This window comes from Bacillus sp. 3255 (assembly GCF_031456485.1).
GTDB lineage: Bacteria > Bacillota > Bacilli > Paenibacillales > NBRC-103111 > Paenibacillus_E.
In genome coordinates this window covers 30426-51121 of the sequence record NZ_JAVDUS010000028.1, presented here as the reverse complement: position 1 = coordinate 51121, position 20696 = coordinate 30426, and the positions used below count along the sequence as shown (strand labels likewise).

Genomic DNA, 20696 nt, shown 5'->3' with positions numbered 1-20696 from the left:
CCATTCTGGCCTTTGGCGGCCTGACTCTTCCTCCATTATAGGCGGTGTCTCCCCCCCGTACTATTCAGAAAATCAGTTAAACTAAGTACAAAATCAGTTTCTTCCAGCTTGCAAGGACGCTCATGCCGAGCCTATACTATAGTTACGATTACCTGTCTGAGAGGACGTGCGCGAATGCTGTGTTTAGAACTATTAATTCCACCGCTGCCCACGCTTGTGACCGTCAAAAAAGCGACCTTCCCCAAACCGTTCCGCCACCACGACCGTACCTTTCCGCTGTACGATATCATTATCGTCCGCTCCGGGCGCTTCTATATAACGGAAGAAGACACTCCATACGAGATTCAGGACAATCAAATGCTTATTCTGGAGCCGGGGAAGCGGCATTACGGGCATCTTGCCTGCCAACCAGGCACCGTTCTCTACTATTTGCATGTCCAGCATCCCTCTGCCCGGCGTCTTTTGCCCCCCGAAGAGATTCGCTGGCACTCGGTGCTGCCCGTCCCGACGTATCATGAGCTTGAACCGCAGGAGCAGTTTATGTATCTTCCCAAGTTCAAGGAACTGAAAACCAATCAGATCTGGTCGATTCTGGACGAAATGGCCGAGCTGCGAAGCTCCTCCGTGCTTGAACGGATGCTTCCTCTGCAGGCGATGTTCGTTCAGCTGTTAATGCTTTTGCAGAACCAGGCCAAAACGTCCCACAATCACCACAGCAGACAAGTATGCGATAACATGATTGCGTATTTGAACGATCACATCGATAAGCCGTTCCGGCTTGATGAGATGGCGAGGCAGTTGAATTTCTCCGTCGATTATTTGTCCAAATGCTTGAAGAAGCATACGACTCTGACACCGCTGCAGTATTTGAACGGAATTCGCATGCGCAAAGCGCGCGACTTGCTGGAATTTTCCGAGCTCTCCCTGCACGAAATCTCCGCCAAGGTCGGCATCTCCGACATCAACTACTTTTTCCGCCTGTTCCGCAAAACGATCGGGGTGCCCCCGGCGAAATACCGGGCGTCTTTCTATGCCGAGGAAGCCGCTGACCTGGCGCGAACCTAATAAAGAAAAGCCCGAGCAGCCGGCATCACTACCCGGCTGTCAGGCTTCCTTCATTGAATGTACGATAAGGACGATGGTCATCCGAGCAGCTTCTCGAAGCACGCGTAAGGCTCTTTCCTCAGTGGAAACCGGATGCTCCCCACTTGCCGGTAACCGGCTTTCACATACAGTTGAGCGGCACCGGGGTTCCCGGAGAAGACGTCAAGCCGGATGCTGGCGCCGCCTGACAGACGTGCTTGTTCCTCGGCAAAGCGCAGCAGGTTCCCGCCAACTCCTTGTCCTTGGCGATCCGGCGCGACCGCCAGACGATGAAGGCAGCGGATCTGATCTGCCGCTTCCTCCGTCCAAGACAAGCCTTCATAGCGGGCACTTTGGCGGCTGTCCACCACAACGGCTCCGATGATGCGGGAGCCCTCGCGAACCCCGAAGGCGGTGCCCCTTTTCAAATCGCCAGATATAACGAACCGGTTGGGATATAGCCAATCCCACTGGCGAATCCCTTGGCGATTCAGCTCGGCTGTTACCTTTCTGTACAGCGCTAACAGGTCGCTGCCATCCTTCACACCCAATTGCACGATCTCCATACTGCCAATCCCCTCCTACACCCGGCTTTGTTTCAGCTGACTAAGCTTTGCCGCCGAATGACGGCGGTATACGACCGTCCAGAGCACAGCCGCTCCGATGAAGCCATACAGCACGAAGTTCGAAAGCGCCAAGTAGCTCGCAGTCGGAAGCCGGTACACCATGACCACCCGCACCGCCGCTTCCATCGTCAGGATAACGCCCCAAACAAAGGTCATCATTTTCATCACGAAGCGGAAGTATGCATACTCCCAGTTTTCCGCAAAATGCGGCGAAGCGATAAATCGCAATGCCAGATAATACATAATGGGGCGCCGGAACAACAACGATCCTAGAAAAACCAGCCCGACAGCGGCCGTGATGAGCGATTCCCGGACAAGCAATATTTTCTCGCTGCCTCCCAGCAGAACGAGTACGATCGTCAATAGAAACGTGAAGAGCATCAATGTCCCGAAAGCATCCAGCTTGCGGTGTTTCAACAGGTGAACCAAATTGTCAAGCAGCGGAACGAGCGTTGCAATCGTCAAAGCCGCAAGAGAACTCATATACTCGGATAACCAGACGTACAGAGCCCAAGGCACAACACCATTGACAAGCAACGTGAAAATAATATAGTTACGTTTGGACATTTTAAATCTCTCCTCTCATGTGCGCAGAATCCGTAAAATCATCAGCTGAATGAGCGGGTCATGAAGGTGACGAGCTCCTCTACCGTCATCCGGCTCATTTCTTGGTTAATCGTATTTTGGACCCTCATGCCATATAAAAAAGTGACTAAACGCTCGGCTACCTTCTTGCCATCCACTTCTGTGGGAATGACGCCGTGAGCCTGTCCGACTTCGATCCAGTTCACACACGTTTGCAGCGTGAAAGCGAACACTTCCTGCACGATTACGGCGACCTTCACATTGTCCATCTGACTAAGCAGGTAGATGAAAATCTGGTTCGTCACATTGTTATGATGCGTCGAGTTGAGCATCCCTTCCGCAATAAGCTGCAGCGGGTTGGCAAGCCCTTGGGATTGCGGGCTGTTCACCAACTCTGTGAAGCGCGCATTGATTTGCATGATGCGGGATTTCAGCAGGAGGCCGAGCAGTTCATCCTTGCCCGTCACGTAATGATAGATCGCCCCTTTGGATAAACCCGTGCGCGTAATAATATCCTGCAGTGTCGTTTGCCGGCACCCTTTCTCCTGAATCAATGCCTCTGTTGCGTCCATAATGACTTGAAAACTTGCTTTTGCCGAAGTTGACATGGTGTGCTCTCCTTTTGATGATCGAACGGATTTACAGCCAGCATGCCGTTTAATACGGACTGGTGAGCTTACCACTCAATCGACTGTTTCCCGTCTGATGGCGTCTCCGCTTACTGGCTGTCTGTGTAAATATTGTATTTCCTCGCTATGTTAGAGTTCCGAACCGACCGCCGGTCTGTTATGGCATCATCTTACTATACCGACCGTCGGTCTGTAAAGAGTGCTGCGGTACATTTTTTTTAATGTTCCCGTTAGCAGCCTACTTGCCGAAATGCGATTTCCACGCTACACTAGTACTAATTTGGACGTGAAGAACACGCCGCTTCGATACCTTGGTATCGGGGCGGCTTTTTGTTTTTCAAATTTGTATGGAGGAGCGGATCGGTGTGAGTGTGTCTCGTTTTGAGCAAATGTATGAGGAATGGATGGAGTTGAATATGAAGCAAGAGAATAATCCCAGGCGGCGCGAGATTTTGAATAAGGGACTCGGCCACGGGACGAAAGAATTTCTGCGTGCGATCTGGTTTCCGACGGTGCATAATTTCGATCATTTGTACCCGGAATGGGAGGTGCGCGATTTCAACAACGGTTACCGGTACTTGGATCTTGCCTATATGCCGGAAGGCGCCAAAGGGGGGATAGAGATTCACGGCTTCGGTCCTCATGCGAGAGATCTGGATGTGAGTCGATTTAAAGATTTGTGCTGGCGGCATAGTTTGCTGACCCTGGATAGGTGGACATTTCTGTCCATCGCCTATCCTTCCATCATGGATGAGCCGGGGCGCTGTCAACAGCTCGTGCTGGCGTTCATCGGAACGTTCCTTTCGACAGATGTGTCCGGGGACTCAATAGTTACGAAGCGGAGACGATTCGATTGGCGCGGCGGCTCTTGCGCCCGTTCACGCCGACTGAGTTGGCGGACCACTTGCGTATCTCCGAGCGGCAAGTCAGGCGGATTTTGCACAAATTAGTGGAGCGTGGATACCTGATGGTCGTGAGTGGCGGGCAAAGGTTTCGCACGTACGGATTGCGGAGGGAATAACCGGGAGTGGTCCGGCCTGCTAACGGACACAGATGCGCTTATTCGGCGGTTATTCGCCGAATTCATGAGTTAATGGACACCGATGACGCTATTTGCCATTTTCGAGGGGGATTCCACCTCGAAATTGGCAAATAAGCGCTCTGGTGTCCGCTAGCGCGGGGGCGCGCCGCTTCCCACGGCATTAACGGCCGTGGTGTCCGTTAGCCAGGCGCGCCCGCCACCATTGCTCCCCTGCGGGGCTTGCCCCCTTACGCAGGGGTGTCTCAACCGGCGGCCGTAAAGCCGGCCAGCCGTTCTTGTGTCCGCTAGCCGCACCCCTGGCCGGCTAACGGACACAGATGCGCTTATTCGGCGGTTTTTCGCCGAATTCATGAGCTAACGGACACCGGGGACGCTATTTGCCAATTTCGAGAGGGATTCCACCTCGAAATTGGCAAATAAGCGCTCTGGTGTCCGTTAGCCGCACCGCGCGCCGCTTCCCACGGCATTAACGGCCGTGGTGTCCGTTAGCCAGGCGCGCCCGCCGCAGGCGGCTTCCGCTCGCCCCCTACAACCGCGCCAGCGCCAACCCGCAGAACGCGTCCACCGGCGAGACGCCGCGGAACGGCTGCTTGCCCAGCAGGCAGCGCAGGATCGCCCGCTGCACGGCGGCCGAAGCATTGTACCCGTTGATCATCGCCGGCATCGTCGGCATCTCGTACAGTGTGTACGGGTTGCCCAAGGAGATGAACACCGTCGGTACCGTTGTCGGGTACCACGTGAAGATACCGCCCGCTTCCTCCGGCGACAAGCGCAAAGAATTTTGCATAAAGCCAGGCGCTTTCTGCGCCACGAAGATCACAAGGTCAATGTCGTTGCCGGCCGGCTTAAGCCGGTAATCCCGGATGACCTCGAAGCCTTCCTCCGCCAGCATCTGCGCGAACAGGGTGCCGCCGGAGCCATTCTCCGCGAAGAGAGAGCCTTCGCTGCCCGATGAAATCAGCAGCACGCGTCGATGCTTCTCCACCGACAGCGGAAGGAGCCCCTGCGTGTCCTTCACGAGCGTCACCGAATCCCGCGCCAGCTCCTCGGCCAAAGCTAATTGCTCGGGGGAGCCGACCTGCGTCAAATCCTGCTCCGCCTGCTGGGGCAGATGAAGTCCCAAGGAAGCCTTGAGCGCCAGCACTCTCGTCACGGCTTCGTCCAGCCGCTGCTTCGTAATGACGCCATCGCGCACTCCCTGCAGCATCGCTTCATAGTCGAACCTTAGATCTGTCGTAAACAGAAACATATCTACGCCGGCTGCAATGCATTGCGGGACGATCTCGTGGCGCGGTCCCCAGCTGGTCATGCCGACCATCGCCGTTGCGTCCGAAATGATCAAGCCGTTGAAGCCCAGCTCTTCGCGAAGCAGCTTCACATTCAGCTCGGAGGAAAGCGAACCCGGCGTATGCTGCCGCCGCACGTCGTCAATGCCAAGCTCCTTGTAATACGCGGGCAGCGCGATGTGTGCGCTCATGACGGTTTTGGCGCCGGCTTCGAACGCCGAACGGTATACGCGTCCATAGGTTTCACGCCAATGCTTCATCTCCATGGAATTGACCGTCAGCACTTTGTGCTGGTCGCGGTCATCCATCCCGTCTCCTGGCCAGTGCTTGACACAAGCCGCCATACGTCCGCTCTTCTGCACGCCCTCGAGCGCCGGAATCGCGTACGACTCCACCACCTCCGGCGTATCCCCGAAAGCGCGTGTATTGACAATCGGATTCTGATGGTTGTAATTGATGTCCAGCACAGGGCCGAATACCCAGTTAAAGCCCATCGCCGCTCCTTCCGTCGCGATGCCTTCGCCGAACGCCCGCGCCAGCTCGGGCTTACCCGTAGCCGCCACCTGCATGTTCATTGCCAGGTTCGTCCCGTCAATGGCTCCGCCAAACCCGCCGGACTCCAAATCCCCGGTAACGAGCAGAGGCAGCTTGCTGCGCCTCTGCATATCGGCTATTTGGGCCTGCTGATTCGCTTTCGTAGCTTCAGGACTGAAGGCGAAGAGATGCACGCCGCCAGGTTCAATGCTCAGCAGATCCTCCTGCTCCGGCATGAACGGTGTCTGCACGACGACGAACAGCTGGCCGACTTTCGCTTCCAAGCTCAGCGCCTCCCGGGTCTTCGTCACCCACGAGACGGCGTCCTCCGACAAGTAAAACGGATTGCCTTTAAGCTGATCTTCTGTCATCTCACTCGCCCCGCCCTTCCCCGGAAAGCACATATTTTCGAATAAAATACGTCGGCGTACAGCTCCATGCATGGCAATAACTGTTGATTAGATTGCTGCCGTAAGGCGAGAGCTTTTTGTCATGAGGATTGTAAATTTCCCAGAAGCAGTCGGCTCCGTCCTTCACCATCCCGCCCCAGTAGGCTCTCATTTGTTCCAATGCTTTCTCCGTTCTGCCGCTTTCCATAAGCGCTTCGATCAGATGATGATGCATATAAGGCGTCGTCATGCCGATTACCGGAGGCCGCTCGAATAGGCGGTCCATCAATCGCCCGGTTTCTTCTGCATCAAGCACACCTGCCAGCCCCATCCAAACTTGGGAGGCCCACGAGACCTGCCGGCCGGCGCCGCTGACGAAGAACTGCTGCTCCGCATCCCATAATTGCTTAACCGCCGCGTTCATTACCCGGTCGATCTGTTCGTCGATATACGCAGCTTCCTGCTCCAACCCCAGCTCATCGGCCAAGATCCTGCCTCTCTTCAAGCAATAAAGCAGGACAGCTTGCGCGGACGCTTGTTTATTCAGCTCCGGGTGCCAGTCGGTGAAGCACCACCACGACTCATCGTCACGTACAAGCCCGGATGCATCCAATCGTGCAAGACCGATATGGAGCTGCTCCATCGCGACAGGCCACAGCTCGGCAAGCGTCTCCCGGTCTTGGGAAGCCTCGTAATAATCGTGCAAAGTTGCCACGAAGAAGAGCGCATAATCATACAGTCTCGTATCATCGACCAATGGATGAGGTTTCTCAAAGACACAGGCGCCAACAGCCCCGTCCTCCAGCGTCATCCCGCCAAATAAATACAGACAGCGCTTCACCAATTCGAAATTGCCGAACGTATAGTAATTCGCCAATGCTTGAAGCCGCAAATCGCCAATCCACAGCCGGCGGTCCCGTTTCGGTCCGTCCTCGAAAACCGTCTGCATGCAGTCCTGCAGCGTCTTGACCGAGATTCTGTCCATCGCAGCCAGATCCTCCGCCAGGTCAGCCGGCAGCGGCTTCACTTTCGAAACATCCGCAGAAGTAACAGCCGTACACCAAATATCTTGGAATGACACGGTATACTTACGGGAAGTATCTATGATCTCTATTTTCATGTAGCGGAAGCAATAGCGCCGCGGCAGCCGTACGACGGCAGGGAGCACATCGAGGTAAAGCGTTTCCTCCTGCAGCCAGGATTTGCTGAGCCAGCCGTCATAGCTGTCGAACGGCTCGGCCACTTCGCACGGCATTTCGCCGAACGTCAGCTTCAAGCCGCACGGGGCATCCTGGGGACTGCCCGCGGCATGTACGGCCAATGACACATATCCGACTTGGTGATCGCCATAATCGAGAATAAAGCTGTCCCCTTTGCCGAAGGTGCCGGCCAGCAGATCGGAGACACTCCCTACCGGCTGCACGCTCCATCCTTGGAACGCTTCTTCATCTGCGACAACCTCAACTACCGCTTGCGGCCGTATAACCGACTCATGCAAATCCGGCACCAGCCGCTCGGCCAGTTCAACAAACTTAGAATTGATCCCCATTGCAAGTTTACACTCCTGTCTCGATTCTTGTTAGATAAGCTTGAGGTCCGCAACCAAGGCATCGATTTGCTCGCGCTTAACGCCTGTCATCGTATTCTCGCCTAATTGCTTGATCGTCGATTTTCGTACGAAATTCAGGAACGGTCCTTCGACAAGCGCCTGCATATGACGTTTCAATGCAGCCGCTGCCGCTTCATTCTCGAGTACATCCTGGATGCGGGAATGCTCGTCGAACCTGATCCGGAATAGATCGCCGTTGGTATAGCTGAATGAATAATCGCCGGAGCCGATCGCAACGCATACGCCTTGTTCGGTATCCCGAAGTTCCATAATGCCTGGTATCGAGGTATCCAGCGCACGATCACCCTCGCGGACAGATCCGCTTACAGCGCCGGTAAGGATAACTTCTGCCGTCGTATTCGCCGGAATATGCAGCTTCACCTGGATGTGTTCGCCGTTCACCTGCCAGCCGGACTCGATGCGGCCATACAAGGAGGCATGCGCCGCCCGCGCATAAGTAAGGCTGTTTACTGCGAATTTGGGCTCGATATGAATACGCTTGAAGGCAGGTACGGCTGAGTCCATATCCAGCCCGGCAATCTGGCGGTACATCCAGTCGCCGATAGCGCCATATGCGTAATGGTTGAACGAGTTCATATCGTCGCTCCAGAACGAGCCGTCAGGTTTAATGCTATCCCAATGCTCCCAGATCGTTGTCGCCCCTTTGGACACGGAGTACAGCCAGCCCGGATAGCTTTCCTGCATAAGCAGCTTGACCGCCGTTTCGTGGTAGCCGTTATTCGAGAGCGCGAAACAGAGGTAAGGCGTACCGACGAAGCCTGTTGACAAATGATAATCGTTATCTCGAATCAAGTCATTCAGATCTCGGGCTACCCTGGCCCGCACGCTGTCGTCGACGAGGTCGAACACAAGCGCCAGCACATGCGCCGTCTGCGTCGGGGAAGCGATCCGCCCGCTGTTCGTCACAAATTCATCGCGGAAGGCTTGCACGACACCTTGATGAAGCCGATCGAATTCCCATGCATCCTCCTCGTGCCCAAGCACTCTTGCGGCATCGCGGACCATACGGGTGGAGTAGGCATAATACGCGGTTGCGATCAGCGCGACCGGCGTCGCTCCGACGTAGCTGTTTTCTTTGGCATCCAGCGCCAGCCAATCGCCGAAGTGGAAGCCCGTATTCCACAGAAACTCCTTCTCGCCCTGCGAGCGAATGTAGGAAACCCAGCCTTTCATGCTGTCGTACTGCTCGGCAAGCAAACGCTTATCACCGTAGTATTGATAGACGGTCCACGGGCAGATGACCGCAGCGTCGCCCCATGCGGCCGAATTTTCCCCGCCTACGACGTCAGGAACAACGAACGGGATACCACCGTTCTCCCTCTGCTCCGCCTTCACGTCATGCAGCCACTTGGTGAAGAAAGGACCTCCCTGATAGTTAAATAACGCTGTGGAGATGAACACTTGCGCATCTCCTGTCCAGCCTAACCGTTCGTCGCGCTGCGGGCAATCGGTCGGCACATCGAGGAAATTCCCGCGCTGCCCCCAGCGAATATTGCTTTGCAGCTGATTCACCCGGCTATCCGAGCATTCGAATTCGCCTGCCGGCTCCATGTCGGTATGCATCACTTCTCCGAGGAAAGCGTCCAGCGGCAGTCCGTTCTCCCCGCACGGGAAGCCTTCCACCTTCACATAACGGAAGCCCATGAAGGAGAAATAGGGCGCATAGCTTTCAAGACCGGTTCCTTTCGCAATGTAAGTGACGACTTGCCGCGCCGACCGTAAATTGCCGAAATAGATGTTTCCGTCTTTATCCAAAACCTCGGCATGCTTCAGTACGATGCTCGTCCCGGCCGGAGCCTCTACGGCAATTCGCAGGCGGCCAACCATGTTCTGGCCCATATCCAGCACGTGATCGCCGGCAGGCGTTACGAAAGCTGCAACCGGCCGAATCGTCTCCGTAACGCGGGTCGGCGTATTCTCCTGCGGAATGAGCACATCCTTGCTGAGGCCTGGGATCACCTGAACCCGCTGCCATTCGCGATCGTCGAAGTTCGCCGTACTCCAGCCGTCCTGCTCGAGTCCAGCATCATACGTCTCTCCATGATAAATAGCGGAATATTGGATCGGCCCCAAAGAGGCTGTCCAATCACTGCCCGTTCCAATTACGGTTTCCGTTCCATCCGCATAGGTAATATGCAGTTGGGCAAGCGCGGCTCTTTGCTCGCCGTACTTGAAATTTTTCCCTTCGAAGCCCATCCCGCTGCGGTACCAGCCATCCCCGAGCATTATGCCGAGACCGTTCCCGCCTGGCTCCAGCAGCTCCGTTACATCGTAGGTTTGGACCTGCAGCCGGGTCGGATAACTCGTCCAACCTGGCGCCAGGCATTCGTCCGAAACGCGAGATCCGTTCACGTACAGCTCATATACGCCGGCTGCCGTCGCATAGATGCGCGCCTTCTTCACATCGCCAGTCACATGGAACGGCTTGCGAAGCTGGAAAGCTGGCTGGGCGTTCGGATCGATGGCATCCGGATGCGGGGCGATCCATTCCGACTGCCATTCGGTGCGCGCCAGCAGTCCCATCTCCCACCAAGCCGTCTCGCTCCATGCGGATTCTCGGCCGAAATGATCCCAGACTTTCACTTTATACAGATAGCGGGTCCTTGACTTCAACGATTGTCCGGCGTAGGCAATCTGAATCGATTGGTCGGATTCCGTGTACCCTGTGTCCCAGACAGGCTGGTCGAAATCGCCGTCTTCGCCGGCTACCGCAATCCGATATCCCCGCTGCAGCGTACCGCGGCGCTCGGATTCGATCTGCCAGCTGAGCTGCGGACGCTCGGCACCGATGCCGAGCGGATTGGTCCTGTATTCACACTTCAAGGAAGTAACTTTCAAATTGTCCATCGTAATCCTCCTCTGATTGTTGCGGCCCTTAGCCTTTGACGGAGCCAGCCGTCATCCCGGCCACAATTTTTTTATTGAAGAAAATAAACAAAACGAGAGGCGGTAACGTAATCAGCAAAATATTCATGAACAGCAAATTCCATTGCGTAACGAATTGGCTTTGAAAATTGTATAGAGTAAGCTGCACCGTTGCGTTCTTCGCACCCGGGAAAAAATACAGCGGATTCGTAAAGTCATTGAAAATGCCGACGGACGATGTCACAATAATCGTTGCCGTAACCGGCTGCAGAAGCGGCAGGATAATCTTATAGAACAGCTTCAATCCGCCGCAGCCATCCACAACCGCAGCCTCATCGACTTCGCGCGGAATGGTAGACATGAAGCCTTTATATAGCAGCACGCCAAATGGAAAGCCAAGCGCCACTTCGACGAGAATAAGTCCCGGCAATGTCTTGAACAAGCCGATTCCATCGAGCACCCAGATGGTCGGGACAATCGCAGGCGGTATGATGAGTCCCGAGAGCACGAAGAAGTTCAGCCAAGGCGTCAAGCGGTCCGTTCGGCGCTGCATGACATAACCGGCCATGGCGCACACGAGCACCAATACGACGATCGATAGCACGGTCAGCAGCGTACTGTTGTAGAACGCCCGCAGCAGCATATAGTTACGTGCCATGACAACTTCCTTGAGATTGTCCCATAAATGGATCGACGAAGGCCATGCCAAGCTCAGCAGCGCCGATTCTTTCTTATCTTTCAGCGCATTCACAATAACGAAATAGAAAGGTATCCAGAAGATCACGACCGTCATCGCAATGGCAGCGATTTCAAGGGTTAAGCCTCTTATTTTTCTGCTCATAGCTCAGCCTCTTTTCTGTTCAAATACGTATATAGCGGAAGGGCTAAAGCCGTAACAACGATGAATAGGATGACATTGCCGGCAGTAGCAAGGCCGTAATATCCGCCCTGATACTGCTTATAAATGATGGATGCGATGAGGTCAGTCGTGAAACCCGGTCCGCCTTTGGTCATAGCCCAGACCAGATCGAAGGAGCGCAATCCGCCGATAAAAGACAGAATGATGACAGAGTTCGTAGCAGGACGGCTTAACGGTAAAATAATGTTCCAAAACTTGTGGAAAGCACCTCCTCCATCCATCTCCAGCGCTTCATAATATTCCTGCGGGATGGAGAGTATGCCGGCGATGTAAATAACGGTCGCAAAGCCTACTCCTTTCCAAACATCGACAAGAGCCACCGATAACAGCGCAATGCGCGTATCGCCCAACCAATCCGGACCGGCGATGCCGATCGCGGCAAGCGCCGTATTAATCAGTCCTTGAGACGGATGCATCATCATGCTGAACGTGATACCGACGGCGATGGTGCTAAGGAGGGTAGGGAAAAATATGACAGACCGCAGATAGCCTTTGGCTCTTATTTTTGATGTCAGGAAGACGCCCAGGAGCAGGCCGAGAACAACCTTCAGTACGCAGGTGACGATCGCATAGATCAACGTATTTTTGAAACCGATCAGTAGCGACGCCTCTTGAAAAAACATTTTAAAATTGTCGAAGCCGATGAACGTCCAGCTCGTTAAATCCCATCTCGTTAAGGAGAAGAAAAATGACAGCATGGTCGGAAAAATAAAGATCAACAAATAAATTATGGCTGCAGGAAGCAGAAAAGCATATGAGTACGTTCGTTTGAATACCTTGGCCATCTTGATCACCCCTAAGTAAGTGCAAAGAGCCGGTCCTGCATGAACACCTGCATCGCCGACTCTCTATCTCCATTCTTCGATTGCTTACCAGCCTTTGAGCCCCAACTGCTTGGCTTGTTTCTCTACGTCTTTGTCATAAACTTCTGCGCCTTGTTTACCTGTCTTGATTGCAGCGCCGACTTCCGTCGTAATTTGCGGCAAGCTGGAGCCCTTGATCGGGGATACGAATTCCAGTGCGGGGGCCGTTTTGTTCGAATCAAAATATGGCGTCATCTCTTTCACGGCTTGTGCAACGGTTTCCGGCAGCCTGGAGCCTTTAATAGCGTAAGGGCCGGACGGAACGGAAGCTGCGGATTGCGCGGCTACACCATCTAAGGAAGCGATGAACTCAACGAGTTTCTTCGCTTGTTCCGGATGCTTCGTCGATTTGTAAATGTAGGCTCCGCTTGGCATCCAAACCGTCAATCCATTGGTTGCCGCGCTATCTCCCGGCTGTGCGAAGAAGCCGATATCTTTCATTTTGTCCGGGAAGTTTTGCTGCAGGGCCGGCGTTGCGAAGGAGAGCATCGGGTATTGGGCGCCTTTGCCTTCGGCCAACATTTTCAAGCCGGCGTCATAAGTAGTGGCCAAGAAATCCTTATTCATGTAGCCTTTCTTGGCAATCTCCTCCAGCTTCTCGAAGCCTCTGAGAGCTGCGGCATCCGTGGCATACTTCGCTTTGTTCGCTGTGTAATCATCGGCAAATTTCGGATTAGCCGCTTGCACATTGTAGTAATCCGCCAGCACAACGAGCTGGGTCGTCCAGTCATCCTTATAAGAACCAATCACAGGCGTAATACCCGCCGCTTTAATCTTCTCACTGTTGGCCATCAGCTCGGCCCATGTTTGGGGAACTGCAAGACCTAGATCCGCGTAGATCTTTTTGTTATAGAACCACCCGCCTGCCATCGTGGAGCCTATCGGTCCGGCATATATTTTGCCATTGACCGTAACCGTGGGCTTAAAAGAGTCGATGACATTCGCTTGAAACGGTTCGTTCGTCAGATCGAGCAAATTCGTTTCCGGGTTAAGCGCTTGCATAAGCGATCCGCTGTTATAGAAGAAGACGTCGGTCATATCGCCCGTCGCCAGGCGCGTCTTCACCAAGTTATCGCCTTCGCTGCCGCCGGGACGCGTCTCGGTTTCCACATGGATGCTCGGATTTTTCTTCTCGAACGCCTCCACGATGCCTTTGGCGACATTGACCGAGTCCTGCGTATTATCGATTAATAGTGAGATCGTTACTTTCTCGCCGGATTTTGAAGCACCGCTGTCCGCAGCTTGCCCTGGCGATTCACCGGATGAGGTGGAAGCCGTTCCGCAGCCTGTTACCACACCGGCCAATACAACCGTCGTCGACATGGCTGCAAGCCATTTGGTTCTCTGTGTATTCATGTGCAAATCCCCCTTAGTCATTCTTGTTAAGGGTGCTCGACTCGTAACCTTGCGGCGAGTTCGTTCCCTCTTGTCTTATCTTAATCGCTTTCCCGGCACGCCGGCAGTGCGTCATTCTTCGGATGGATGTCCGAATTTTTCAGGTTCTCCGGTCTGAGCAAGCTGTTCTTTATATTGACCTGGCGTAACGCCCGTATATTTTTTGAACACCTCGGAGAAGTGCCGGTAGGTATGATAGCCGACTTTCTCACTGACATCGTTCACCTTCAGACCGCGGCTTAAGAGGGTTGTGGCCAGCTCCATCCGGATCCGGGTCAAATATTTGATATAAGACTCGCCGGCTTCTTCCTTGAAGAGCACGCTGAAATACGTCGGATTCATCCCGACATGCTCAGCAACCTCCTGCAAGGTCACATCACGCGTATAATGCTGCTCCATATAAGCGCGCGCCTGAGCAACCGGCGCAGGCTTCGACTGCCCCCCGGCATCATAACGGATAAGCCCCTTCTCGTCTAGCACTTGTGCGGATCGCAGCGCTTCCTGCGCTTCCTTGCCGCTCAGAGAGGCTTCACGCAAACTTGCATACGTTCTGCCGCAGCCTATTGTAAGGCCTGCTCGATCTGTTTCGCTCCGCAGCTCCTCCCAGAACCGTGCAGCCGGAAGCCGGAAATGGAAGAGCACGGCATACCGCGCTTCACCGTGCCTGAATGCGATTGCTTCATATTCCTCCTGTTCCCGAACAGGCGGCGCAACCTCCGATTGTGCCACAAGCACGGTCACCCCTGCGATGTGCTCCGCCTTGGCGCCGTAGATGTCCCGCCATTTCGCTTCCGCTTCCCCGCCAATGAACAACAGGTCGAGCGTCGCTTTCTCCAGCAGCTCGCGCCGGCTGCCCTGCACTTTCGTTTTCAGCGCCTCCACCTCTTGCTGCTTGCCGATGAGATCCATCGCTTTGCGGATCGATTTCTCAATCGTCCCGATCGTAATCGGCTTCTCCAAATAGTCGGCAACGCCGAGCTGAATCGCCTTTTTGACATATTCGAATTCATTGAACCCGCTGAACACGATGCAGATCGTCTCCGGCGCTTCCCGCAAAATAATTTCAATCAGCTCCAGACCGTCCATGCCGGGCATCCGAATGTCCGTGAAAATCAGCTGCGGCCGCTGTTCCCGGAACACCTCGAGCGCGGCAAGACCGTTATCCGCCGTGCCGATGAGTTCGATGCCATAGCTGGCCCAATCGATCATTTCCCGTAAGCCTTGAAGCACGATATACTCGTCATCAAAAACAGCAGCTTTAAGCATCTGCATCCCCCTTTTCCACAAATGGCTGAAACCGAATCCGGATATGCGTGCCTCGATTCACTTCGCTCGTAATCGTTAGTGAACTGGTCGCGCCGTAGTACAGCGCCAACCGCTCGCGCACATTCCTTAAACCATATCCCAACTCCGTCGCAGCCAAATCGGCCATGCCCACCCCGTCATCTTCTACTGTGAAAACAAGAAAGCCCTCTTCCCGCTTCCCGGTCAGCCTGATCGTTCCTTCGCCTACCTTGGGCTCCAACCCATGATAGATCGCGTTCTCAACCAGCGGCTGAAGGAGCAGCTTCATGATTTCCATGCTCATAATGGCGGGCTCCACCTCTTCCACATACGTGAAGCGATTATTGTACCGGATATTCTGAATCGTCATATAATGCTCGATGTGCTTCAGCTCCTTGTACACCGATATCGTATCTTTGCCTTTATTCAGGCTTAATTTGAAGCTTTCCGACAAAGAAATCGCCATTTGCGCGACATCGTGGTTTTTCTGCAAGGTCGCCATCCAATAAATCGAATCGAGCGTGTTATATAAAAAATGAGGCTTAATTTGCGCCTGCAGCGCCCGCAGCTCAGCCTCCCGTTCTTTCAACTCCGATAGAATGAGCCGTTCGTTCAGCGCCTTGTTTTCCGAAACGACCCGTTTGAACGTTTCCCCGATGGTGCCGACCTCATCCTGCTCGAATGTTTCGTTGAACTCGCGGGCGCCCTTCGTCCATTCCACCATCATTTTCTTGATCGTGAGCAAAGGTCGCGTGATGCTGGCGGAGATCAAAATGGAATATAACAGCGCCACAATCCCCATGGAAACCGCGATCAGCGTTGTAGCCGTGCGTATTTTATTAGACTGCTGGAGCAGCTCATTCACCTTGATCACGTGGAGAAATGTCCAGTTCGTAGTTTGATTCTGAAATTGGCTGACGAGATAGCCCTGCTTCTCCAGCTGCCGGACCAGCGACTCCTTGTCTCCTTGGATCGGCTCGTCCCTTTCCGGCAATCCGTTATTGAATACGATTGTACTGGCGGAGGACGCATTGTCCAGCGCCATGAATCCGCCGCTCTGGCTTTTCTCATTAAATATTTCATTGAAAATGGAGGTCGAAATGTTCACGACCAAGAGGCCGATGGCCTCCCCGCTGGGAGAGGAGGCATCGCGGAATAATTTGACCGTGGAGAACGAGTTCGGCGACTCTTTGAAAATATCGTAGCCCAGGAACACAACCCTGCCCTTGTCCTCCAAGGCGCTCTGGTACCAGGAAGTTTGCTGGATCAGCCTCGCTTTATCCGGCTGTTCATAGATCCCGGCGTCGTCCGATCTGCCTGCACAGTAAGTCTTAAAGTCCAAATTCAGCACACAGATCGAATTAACGAACCTCGTATCGAATTGATTATTGTTGATCGCCTTCTGCAGCTTGTTCGACGTCCATTCACTCGTAGAGTTGGGCTCGCTGCTCGAAGGCACGTTGCTCGTGAATAGAACCTCGCGCACCTCTTCGTTCACTACGATGGACCGGTTCATATTAATAATGCTGCGGAACAACAGATCCGCCACTTCGCTTGAGGTTTCCAAATGATTCTCATACGTCTGCGCGTTCGTCTCCATGAGCGTGTTCTTGGCAATATTGAATGAGATGTAGCCCAAAATAAACAGCGGCGGCAGCGAGATGACGATCATCGCGACCAGAAACCGGCTTCTCAACCGCTGGAAGCGAATGCTCGATAAAATAAACGATTTGAACCGGTTAATCATGCTGTGCCTCCGTCTTATGCGTAATAGGAAATGTCATAATGGTATTATAGCGAGTTCCGGTCCCCTCACATAATGTGCTTATTTTTTGGATCGGTATCCGATTTTTTTGGGTAGTCAGCACAAAGGCCGCCGATCTTCACGACCGGCAGCCTTAATGTTCCTCTTCATAATGGATAACGCACATATAATGACTAGCCTAACGGCAAAACAACCTCGAACCGGGTGCCGTATCCTTTGCGGGAAACAGCGGACATCGTGCCATTGTGGTTCTCGATAATCCGGTAGCAAATCGACAGGCCGAGACCCAGCCCATTTTCTTTGGTCGTGAAAAACGGATTCATAATCTGATCCAACTCTTCCTTCGTCATGCCCACACCGTTGTCTTCGATACTCATCTTGAACGACCCGTTAGGGAGATCCGCTTCTGTACGGAGCTGTATGTATCCGTTCTTGTCTATAGATTCAATTGCATTCTGAAGCAAATTCACCAAAACCTGTCTGATCTGCGAAGGATCGATCATGGCAATCGTTAAGTTTTGGTCCAAAACCGCTTCGATAGACGTATTTTTCATGATGGCCTGGCTGTCCATGAACCGAACGGTGTCTCGCAGAAACTCCTGCAGCTCAACGGCTTTCCGCTCGGGTGTACTGGGCTTGGCCATTACGACAAAATCGGAAACAAGCTGCTTCATGCTCTCCAGCTCGCCGCTGATCAAATCTACATAATTCCATAATTTGTGCGGGTCGTTGGAGCGCTTGCCAAGTTGAATAAAACCGATGATCGAGGTGAGCGGATTGCGGATCTCATGCGCCAACCCCGCCGCCAGCTTGCCGATTGCCGAAAACTTCTCCGAATTGATCCACTGCCGCTCCAGGATGACGCGCTCGGTAATATCGCGAAACTGGGCAAATGCCCCCAGCAGCTCGCCGCGCTCGTTCAGAATCGGCATGACATCGAAGAGACAGACATTCTCCTGATCCAGCGATGAGCGGAAGGAGAGCTCAATATTCTCGCATGCCTTCCGGTACTTCAGAGCTTGGTAGAAATAGCTGCCGAAATGCTCGAACGGGAATACAGGCGTACCTGTCACACTGTTCCGGTTTCTTCCCGTAATCTTCTCGGCGAATGCATTGAATTCCGTAATCATCCCTCTTTCATCTGTCATAATAATGCCATTGCGCATATTGTTCACAACCAGCTGCTGGATGAAATGCTGATTATGATTCGCCAGCCGCAGCGATAATTCGCGTTCAATCGAATCCACCATATTTGCGAGCAGCGCCAAGTAAGTATGATGATGGTGCTGAACGGACGTCATGATCGAGATCGCGCCCGATAGATGATGATAATCCGAGAAATGAAATGGCACGCAATAGCAGGCTGAATTCTCCAGCATCTTATGGTAGTGCTCTGCGCCGACAATTTGAATCGGTCTTTGCTCGCGGAGCGCCAGGGCGACGACATTCGTCCCCATGTACGCCTCGTCACATTGAATGCCCTCCTTTAATCCCAATTGATGAATCATCGACTTCATCGTCTCGTCCCCATAATGATCCAGAACATACCCTTTATCGTTATTAACAACAATCAGATGCGGGCTGCCGGATAGGAACGCCAAAATCTTCTCTGAAAAATAATTTGTCACGACGAGAATATCCCTGTACTTAAGTCTCTCTTCCTGCAGCTGATCCGATGTCAACGTTGAACCTGGCAAAGGTATTTTCGTGGGATCCAGTCCCAAGTCCCTGCACCTGCGGCGGGAGTCTTCAATCCATTTATCCATGTGATTCTCCTTGATTAGATGGCTTTCGTTCCTCTTTTATGCAAATTATACCATAACCTGCGCCTTGGAAGACATAAAAAAACCAAGACACATAATTTTAAATGTGACTTGGTTATGGGCGTGGGTGTTATGGGTTAGGAGTTCGAGTTGCGAGATGCGAGTTATGAGTTATGAGTTATGAGTTGCGAGTTCAAGCTACCAGCTACGAGCTAAGAGTTACGAATTACGAGATGCGAGTACGAGTTACGAGCAAAGAGTTCAAGCTACCAGCTACGAGCTAAGAGTTACGAATTACGAGATGCGAGTTCGGGTTACGGGTTCGGGTTGCGAGTTACGAGTTATATGACTTGCGAAGCTGTACGATCCGCTCTGCGGTACGGTCCAACCTTTCTTTGATCAAAATTTGGTCCGAATATCGACGGGGAATTCCATCGAATCCGTAATAGACGCCGGCAAGTCCCCCGGCTATGGCCCCAATCGTGTCGGAATCCCCGCCCAAATTCGCCGCTTGCTGCACGACTTCGGCGAACGACTGCGTATGGGCAAGAATATGAATCGCCCAATTCATCGTATGGACGACGAAACCGCTCGGTTCACAATTCGGATCCCCCGTGAGAACATACGCGTAAGGCGTATTCGTAATTTCAGCTTCCAATGCATGTTGGAGCGATTCCTGCTGCAAAAGCCGATATACAATTCGATTATAAATAACACAGGCTTCATAGCAGCGCTCATCATAATGCGTCATTTTGGACTGCAGGCGGGATACTTGCTCGATGTCCGATAGCCGGGGGTAGCTAAGCCCTACCGGGAGGCATCTCATTAACGAGCCGTTGCCTGCGCTCTGGCCCATATCCTGATCCGCCAGAAAAGCGGCTTCAAACCAATTCCCCTGATAAGTGCCGAGCACCCTTCGGATGATGTTGCCGATATCTTTGGGATCCAATCGGTACCATGCCAGAAATTGGTCCCCGATAGCGGTCATCGGATCTTCCGGTCGGGCCAAAATCCCTTCGGCCACACATAGCGTCATCATCGTGTCGTCCGTCACTTCCCCGGGCTCCAGCTCCCAAACGCCGCCGCCGATCATCTCCGTCAAGTACCCGTGCTTCCGCTCGATTTCTTTCCTCGTCAAAAACTCCGTCGTTCCTCCTAGAGCATCGCCTACGGCAACGCCGTATAGGCCGCCTTTGATTTTATCGCTAAGGTTCATGGGATCGCTCCTTCGCTTTATTTGATGAAGGGGATGTTAGTTGGTTTTTGATAATAACAAATTGTTATTATCTGTTTAGTATTATATACCGAACTCTTTATTTGTTCAATATGTATCTCTGGCAGCCTGCGCTGGCAAGCAATAGCATATCTTGGGGAAAGGAGTGGAAGATGAACTCTTCACTCGGTGAGAGTTCGCGGAGCTTCTAGTCGAGGTCCTTTGGACCTTGAGGGATGATTTTATGTGGTTCGGGCGTGTGCGGGGCGTGGAGTGAGTGCGGGGCGTGGAGTGAGTGCGGGGCGAGCACCGGGCGCTCAGTATGAATCGTAACTGGAATTTCTCCAGTTATTCCAACCAATTTCGCCTCCAACCGAGGCGATAACTGGAAAATCTCCTGCTAATTTCACGAAAAGTTCCATACTGCCTCGTCAGTCGCTAATTTTAACGGGAGAAACTCCATTTATACCGTCCCGCGGGCTGCCTGGGCACCCGATTAACTGGAGTTTTTCCAGTTATTGCAGCTCGGACCAGCGCAGCGCTGTTCAGGTAGCTCGGCGTAGTTCAGTGCAGCTCAGCTAAGAGCGCCGCGAGCGCGGGGCGAGCGGGGTGTGCTCGACGCGGGCAAGCGAAGCGAGGCAAGTGTGGGCACGCACGGGGCGCGGGTGAGCGCATGGTGGGCGCGCGCGGGCGTAACTGGAATTTCTCCAGTTATTCCAACCAATTTCGCCTCCAACCGAGGCGATAACTGGAAAATCTCCCGCTAATTTCCACGAAAAGTTCCATACTGCTCGTGAATCGATAATTTTAACGGGAGAAATTCCA

General features: G+C 53.3%; 14 protein-coding genes and 1 pseudogene. 2 read left to right on the top strand and 13 right to left on the bottom strand.

Annotated features, from left to right (window positions below; all coding sequences use genetic code 11):
• The first annotated feature begins 174 nt into the window (after positions 1–174).
• Complete coding sequence (locus tag J2X61_RS32500; RefSeq protein WP_274467740.1) at positions 175–1065, top strand: helix-turn-helix transcriptional regulator; 891 nt, start codon at positions 175–177, stop codon at positions 1063–1065.
• 77 nt (positions 1066–1142) lie between these two features.
• Here the strand turns inward: J2X61_RS32500 and J2X61_RS32495 are convergent, their stop codons facing one another.
• From J2X61_RS32495 to J2X61_RS32485, 3 genes are read right to left on the bottom strand one after another with little or no spacing between them, the layout of a single operon-like run.
• Entirely contained in the window at positions 1143–1649 is a 507-nt protein-coding gene (locus tag J2X61_RS32495; RefSeq protein WP_310194180.1) for a GNAT family N-acetyltransferase, read from the bottom strand.
• A 15-nt stretch (positions 1650–1664) separates the two neighbouring features.
• Entirely contained in the window at positions 1665–2276 is a 612-nt protein-coding gene (locus J2X61_RS32490) for a VC0807 family protein (protein WP_274467738.1), read from the bottom strand.
• A 41-nt stretch (positions 2277–2317) separates the two neighbouring features.
• Positions 2318–2902: a TetR/AcrR family transcriptional regulator gene (locus J2X61_RS32485; protein WP_310194176.1), complete on the bottom strand. Its 585-nt coding sequence runs from the start codon at positions 2900–2902 to the stop codon at positions 2318–2320.
• A gap of 392 nt (positions 2903–3294) precedes the next feature.
• On the opposite strand from J2X61_RS32485, the pseudogene J2X61_RS32480 reads away from it, so the two are divergent.
• Positions 3295–3944: pseudogene (locus J2X61_RS32480) on the top strand (transcriptional regulator).
• Between the two features lie 547 nt (positions 3945–4491).
• On the opposite strand, the gene J2X61_RS32475 reads toward J2X61_RS32480, so the two are convergent.
• The 10 genes from J2X61_RS32475 to J2X61_RS32430 form a co-directional block, all read right to left on the bottom strand.
• Complete coding sequence (locus J2X61_RS32475) at positions 4492–6156, bottom strand: glycoside hydrolase family 3 protein (protein ID WP_310194173.1); 1665 nt, start codon at positions 6154–6156, stop codon at positions 4492–4494.
• A gap of 1 nt (position 6157) precedes the next feature.
• Positions 6158–7723: an alpha-L-rhamnosidase-related protein gene (locus tag J2X61_RS32470; protein WP_310194171.1), complete on the bottom strand. Its 1566-nt coding sequence runs from the start codon at positions 7721–7723 to the stop codon at positions 6158–6160.
• 30 nt (positions 7724–7753) lie between these two features.
• Entirely contained in the window at positions 7754–10651 is a 2898-nt protein-coding gene (locus J2X61_RS32465) for a family 78 glycoside hydrolase catalytic domain (RefSeq protein ID WP_310194168.1), read from the bottom strand.
• Between the two features lie 28 nt (positions 10652–10679).
• Positions 10680–11510 carry a carbohydrate ABC transporter permease gene (locus J2X61_RS32460; RefSeq protein WP_274467733.1) on the bottom strand — a complete coding sequence of 277 codons (831 nt, stop codon included), beginning with the start codon at positions 11508–11510 and terminating at the stop codon, positions 10680–10682.
• On the bottom strand, positions 11507–12373 hold the full coding sequence (locus J2X61_RS32455) for a carbohydrate ABC transporter permease (protein ID WP_274467732.1): 867 nt from the start codon (positions 12371–12373) through the stop codon (positions 11507–11509). Before J2X61_RS32455 ends, J2X61_RS32460 begins: the two co-directional genes overlap by 4 nt.
• 84 nt (positions 12374–12457) lie before the next feature.
• On the bottom strand, positions 12458–13807 hold the full coding sequence (locus J2X61_RS32450) for an ABC transporter substrate-binding protein (protein ID WP_274467731.1): 1350 nt from the start codon (positions 13805–13807) through the stop codon (positions 12458–12460).
• Positions 13808–13918: 111 nt separating this feature from the next.
• Positions 13919–15112, bottom strand: a complete 1194-nt coding sequence (locus tag J2X61_RS32445; RefSeq protein ID WP_310194160.1) for a response regulator — start codon at positions 15110–15112, stop codon at positions 13919–13921.
• On the bottom strand, positions 15105–16877 hold the full coding sequence (locus tag J2X61_RS32440; protein WP_310194157.1) for a cache domain-containing sensor histidine kinase: 1773 nt from the start codon (positions 16875–16877) through the stop codon (positions 15105–15107). The genes J2X61_RS32445 and J2X61_RS32440 overlap by 8 nt, the downstream gene beginning before the upstream one ends.
• 191 nt (positions 16878–17068) lie before the next feature.
• Positions 17069–18661 carry an ATP-binding protein gene (locus J2X61_RS32435; protein WP_310194154.1) on the bottom strand — a complete coding sequence of 531 codons (1593 nt, stop codon included), beginning with the start codon at positions 18659–18661 and terminating at the stop codon, positions 17069–17071.
• A gap of 331 nt (positions 18662–18992) precedes the next feature.
• Positions 18993–19874, bottom strand: a complete 882-nt coding sequence (locus tag J2X61_RS32430; RefSeq protein ID WP_310194150.1) for an ADP-ribosylglycohydrolase family protein — start codon at positions 19872–19874, stop codon at positions 18993–18995.
• Between the last annotated feature and the right edge of the window lie 822 nt (positions 19875–20696).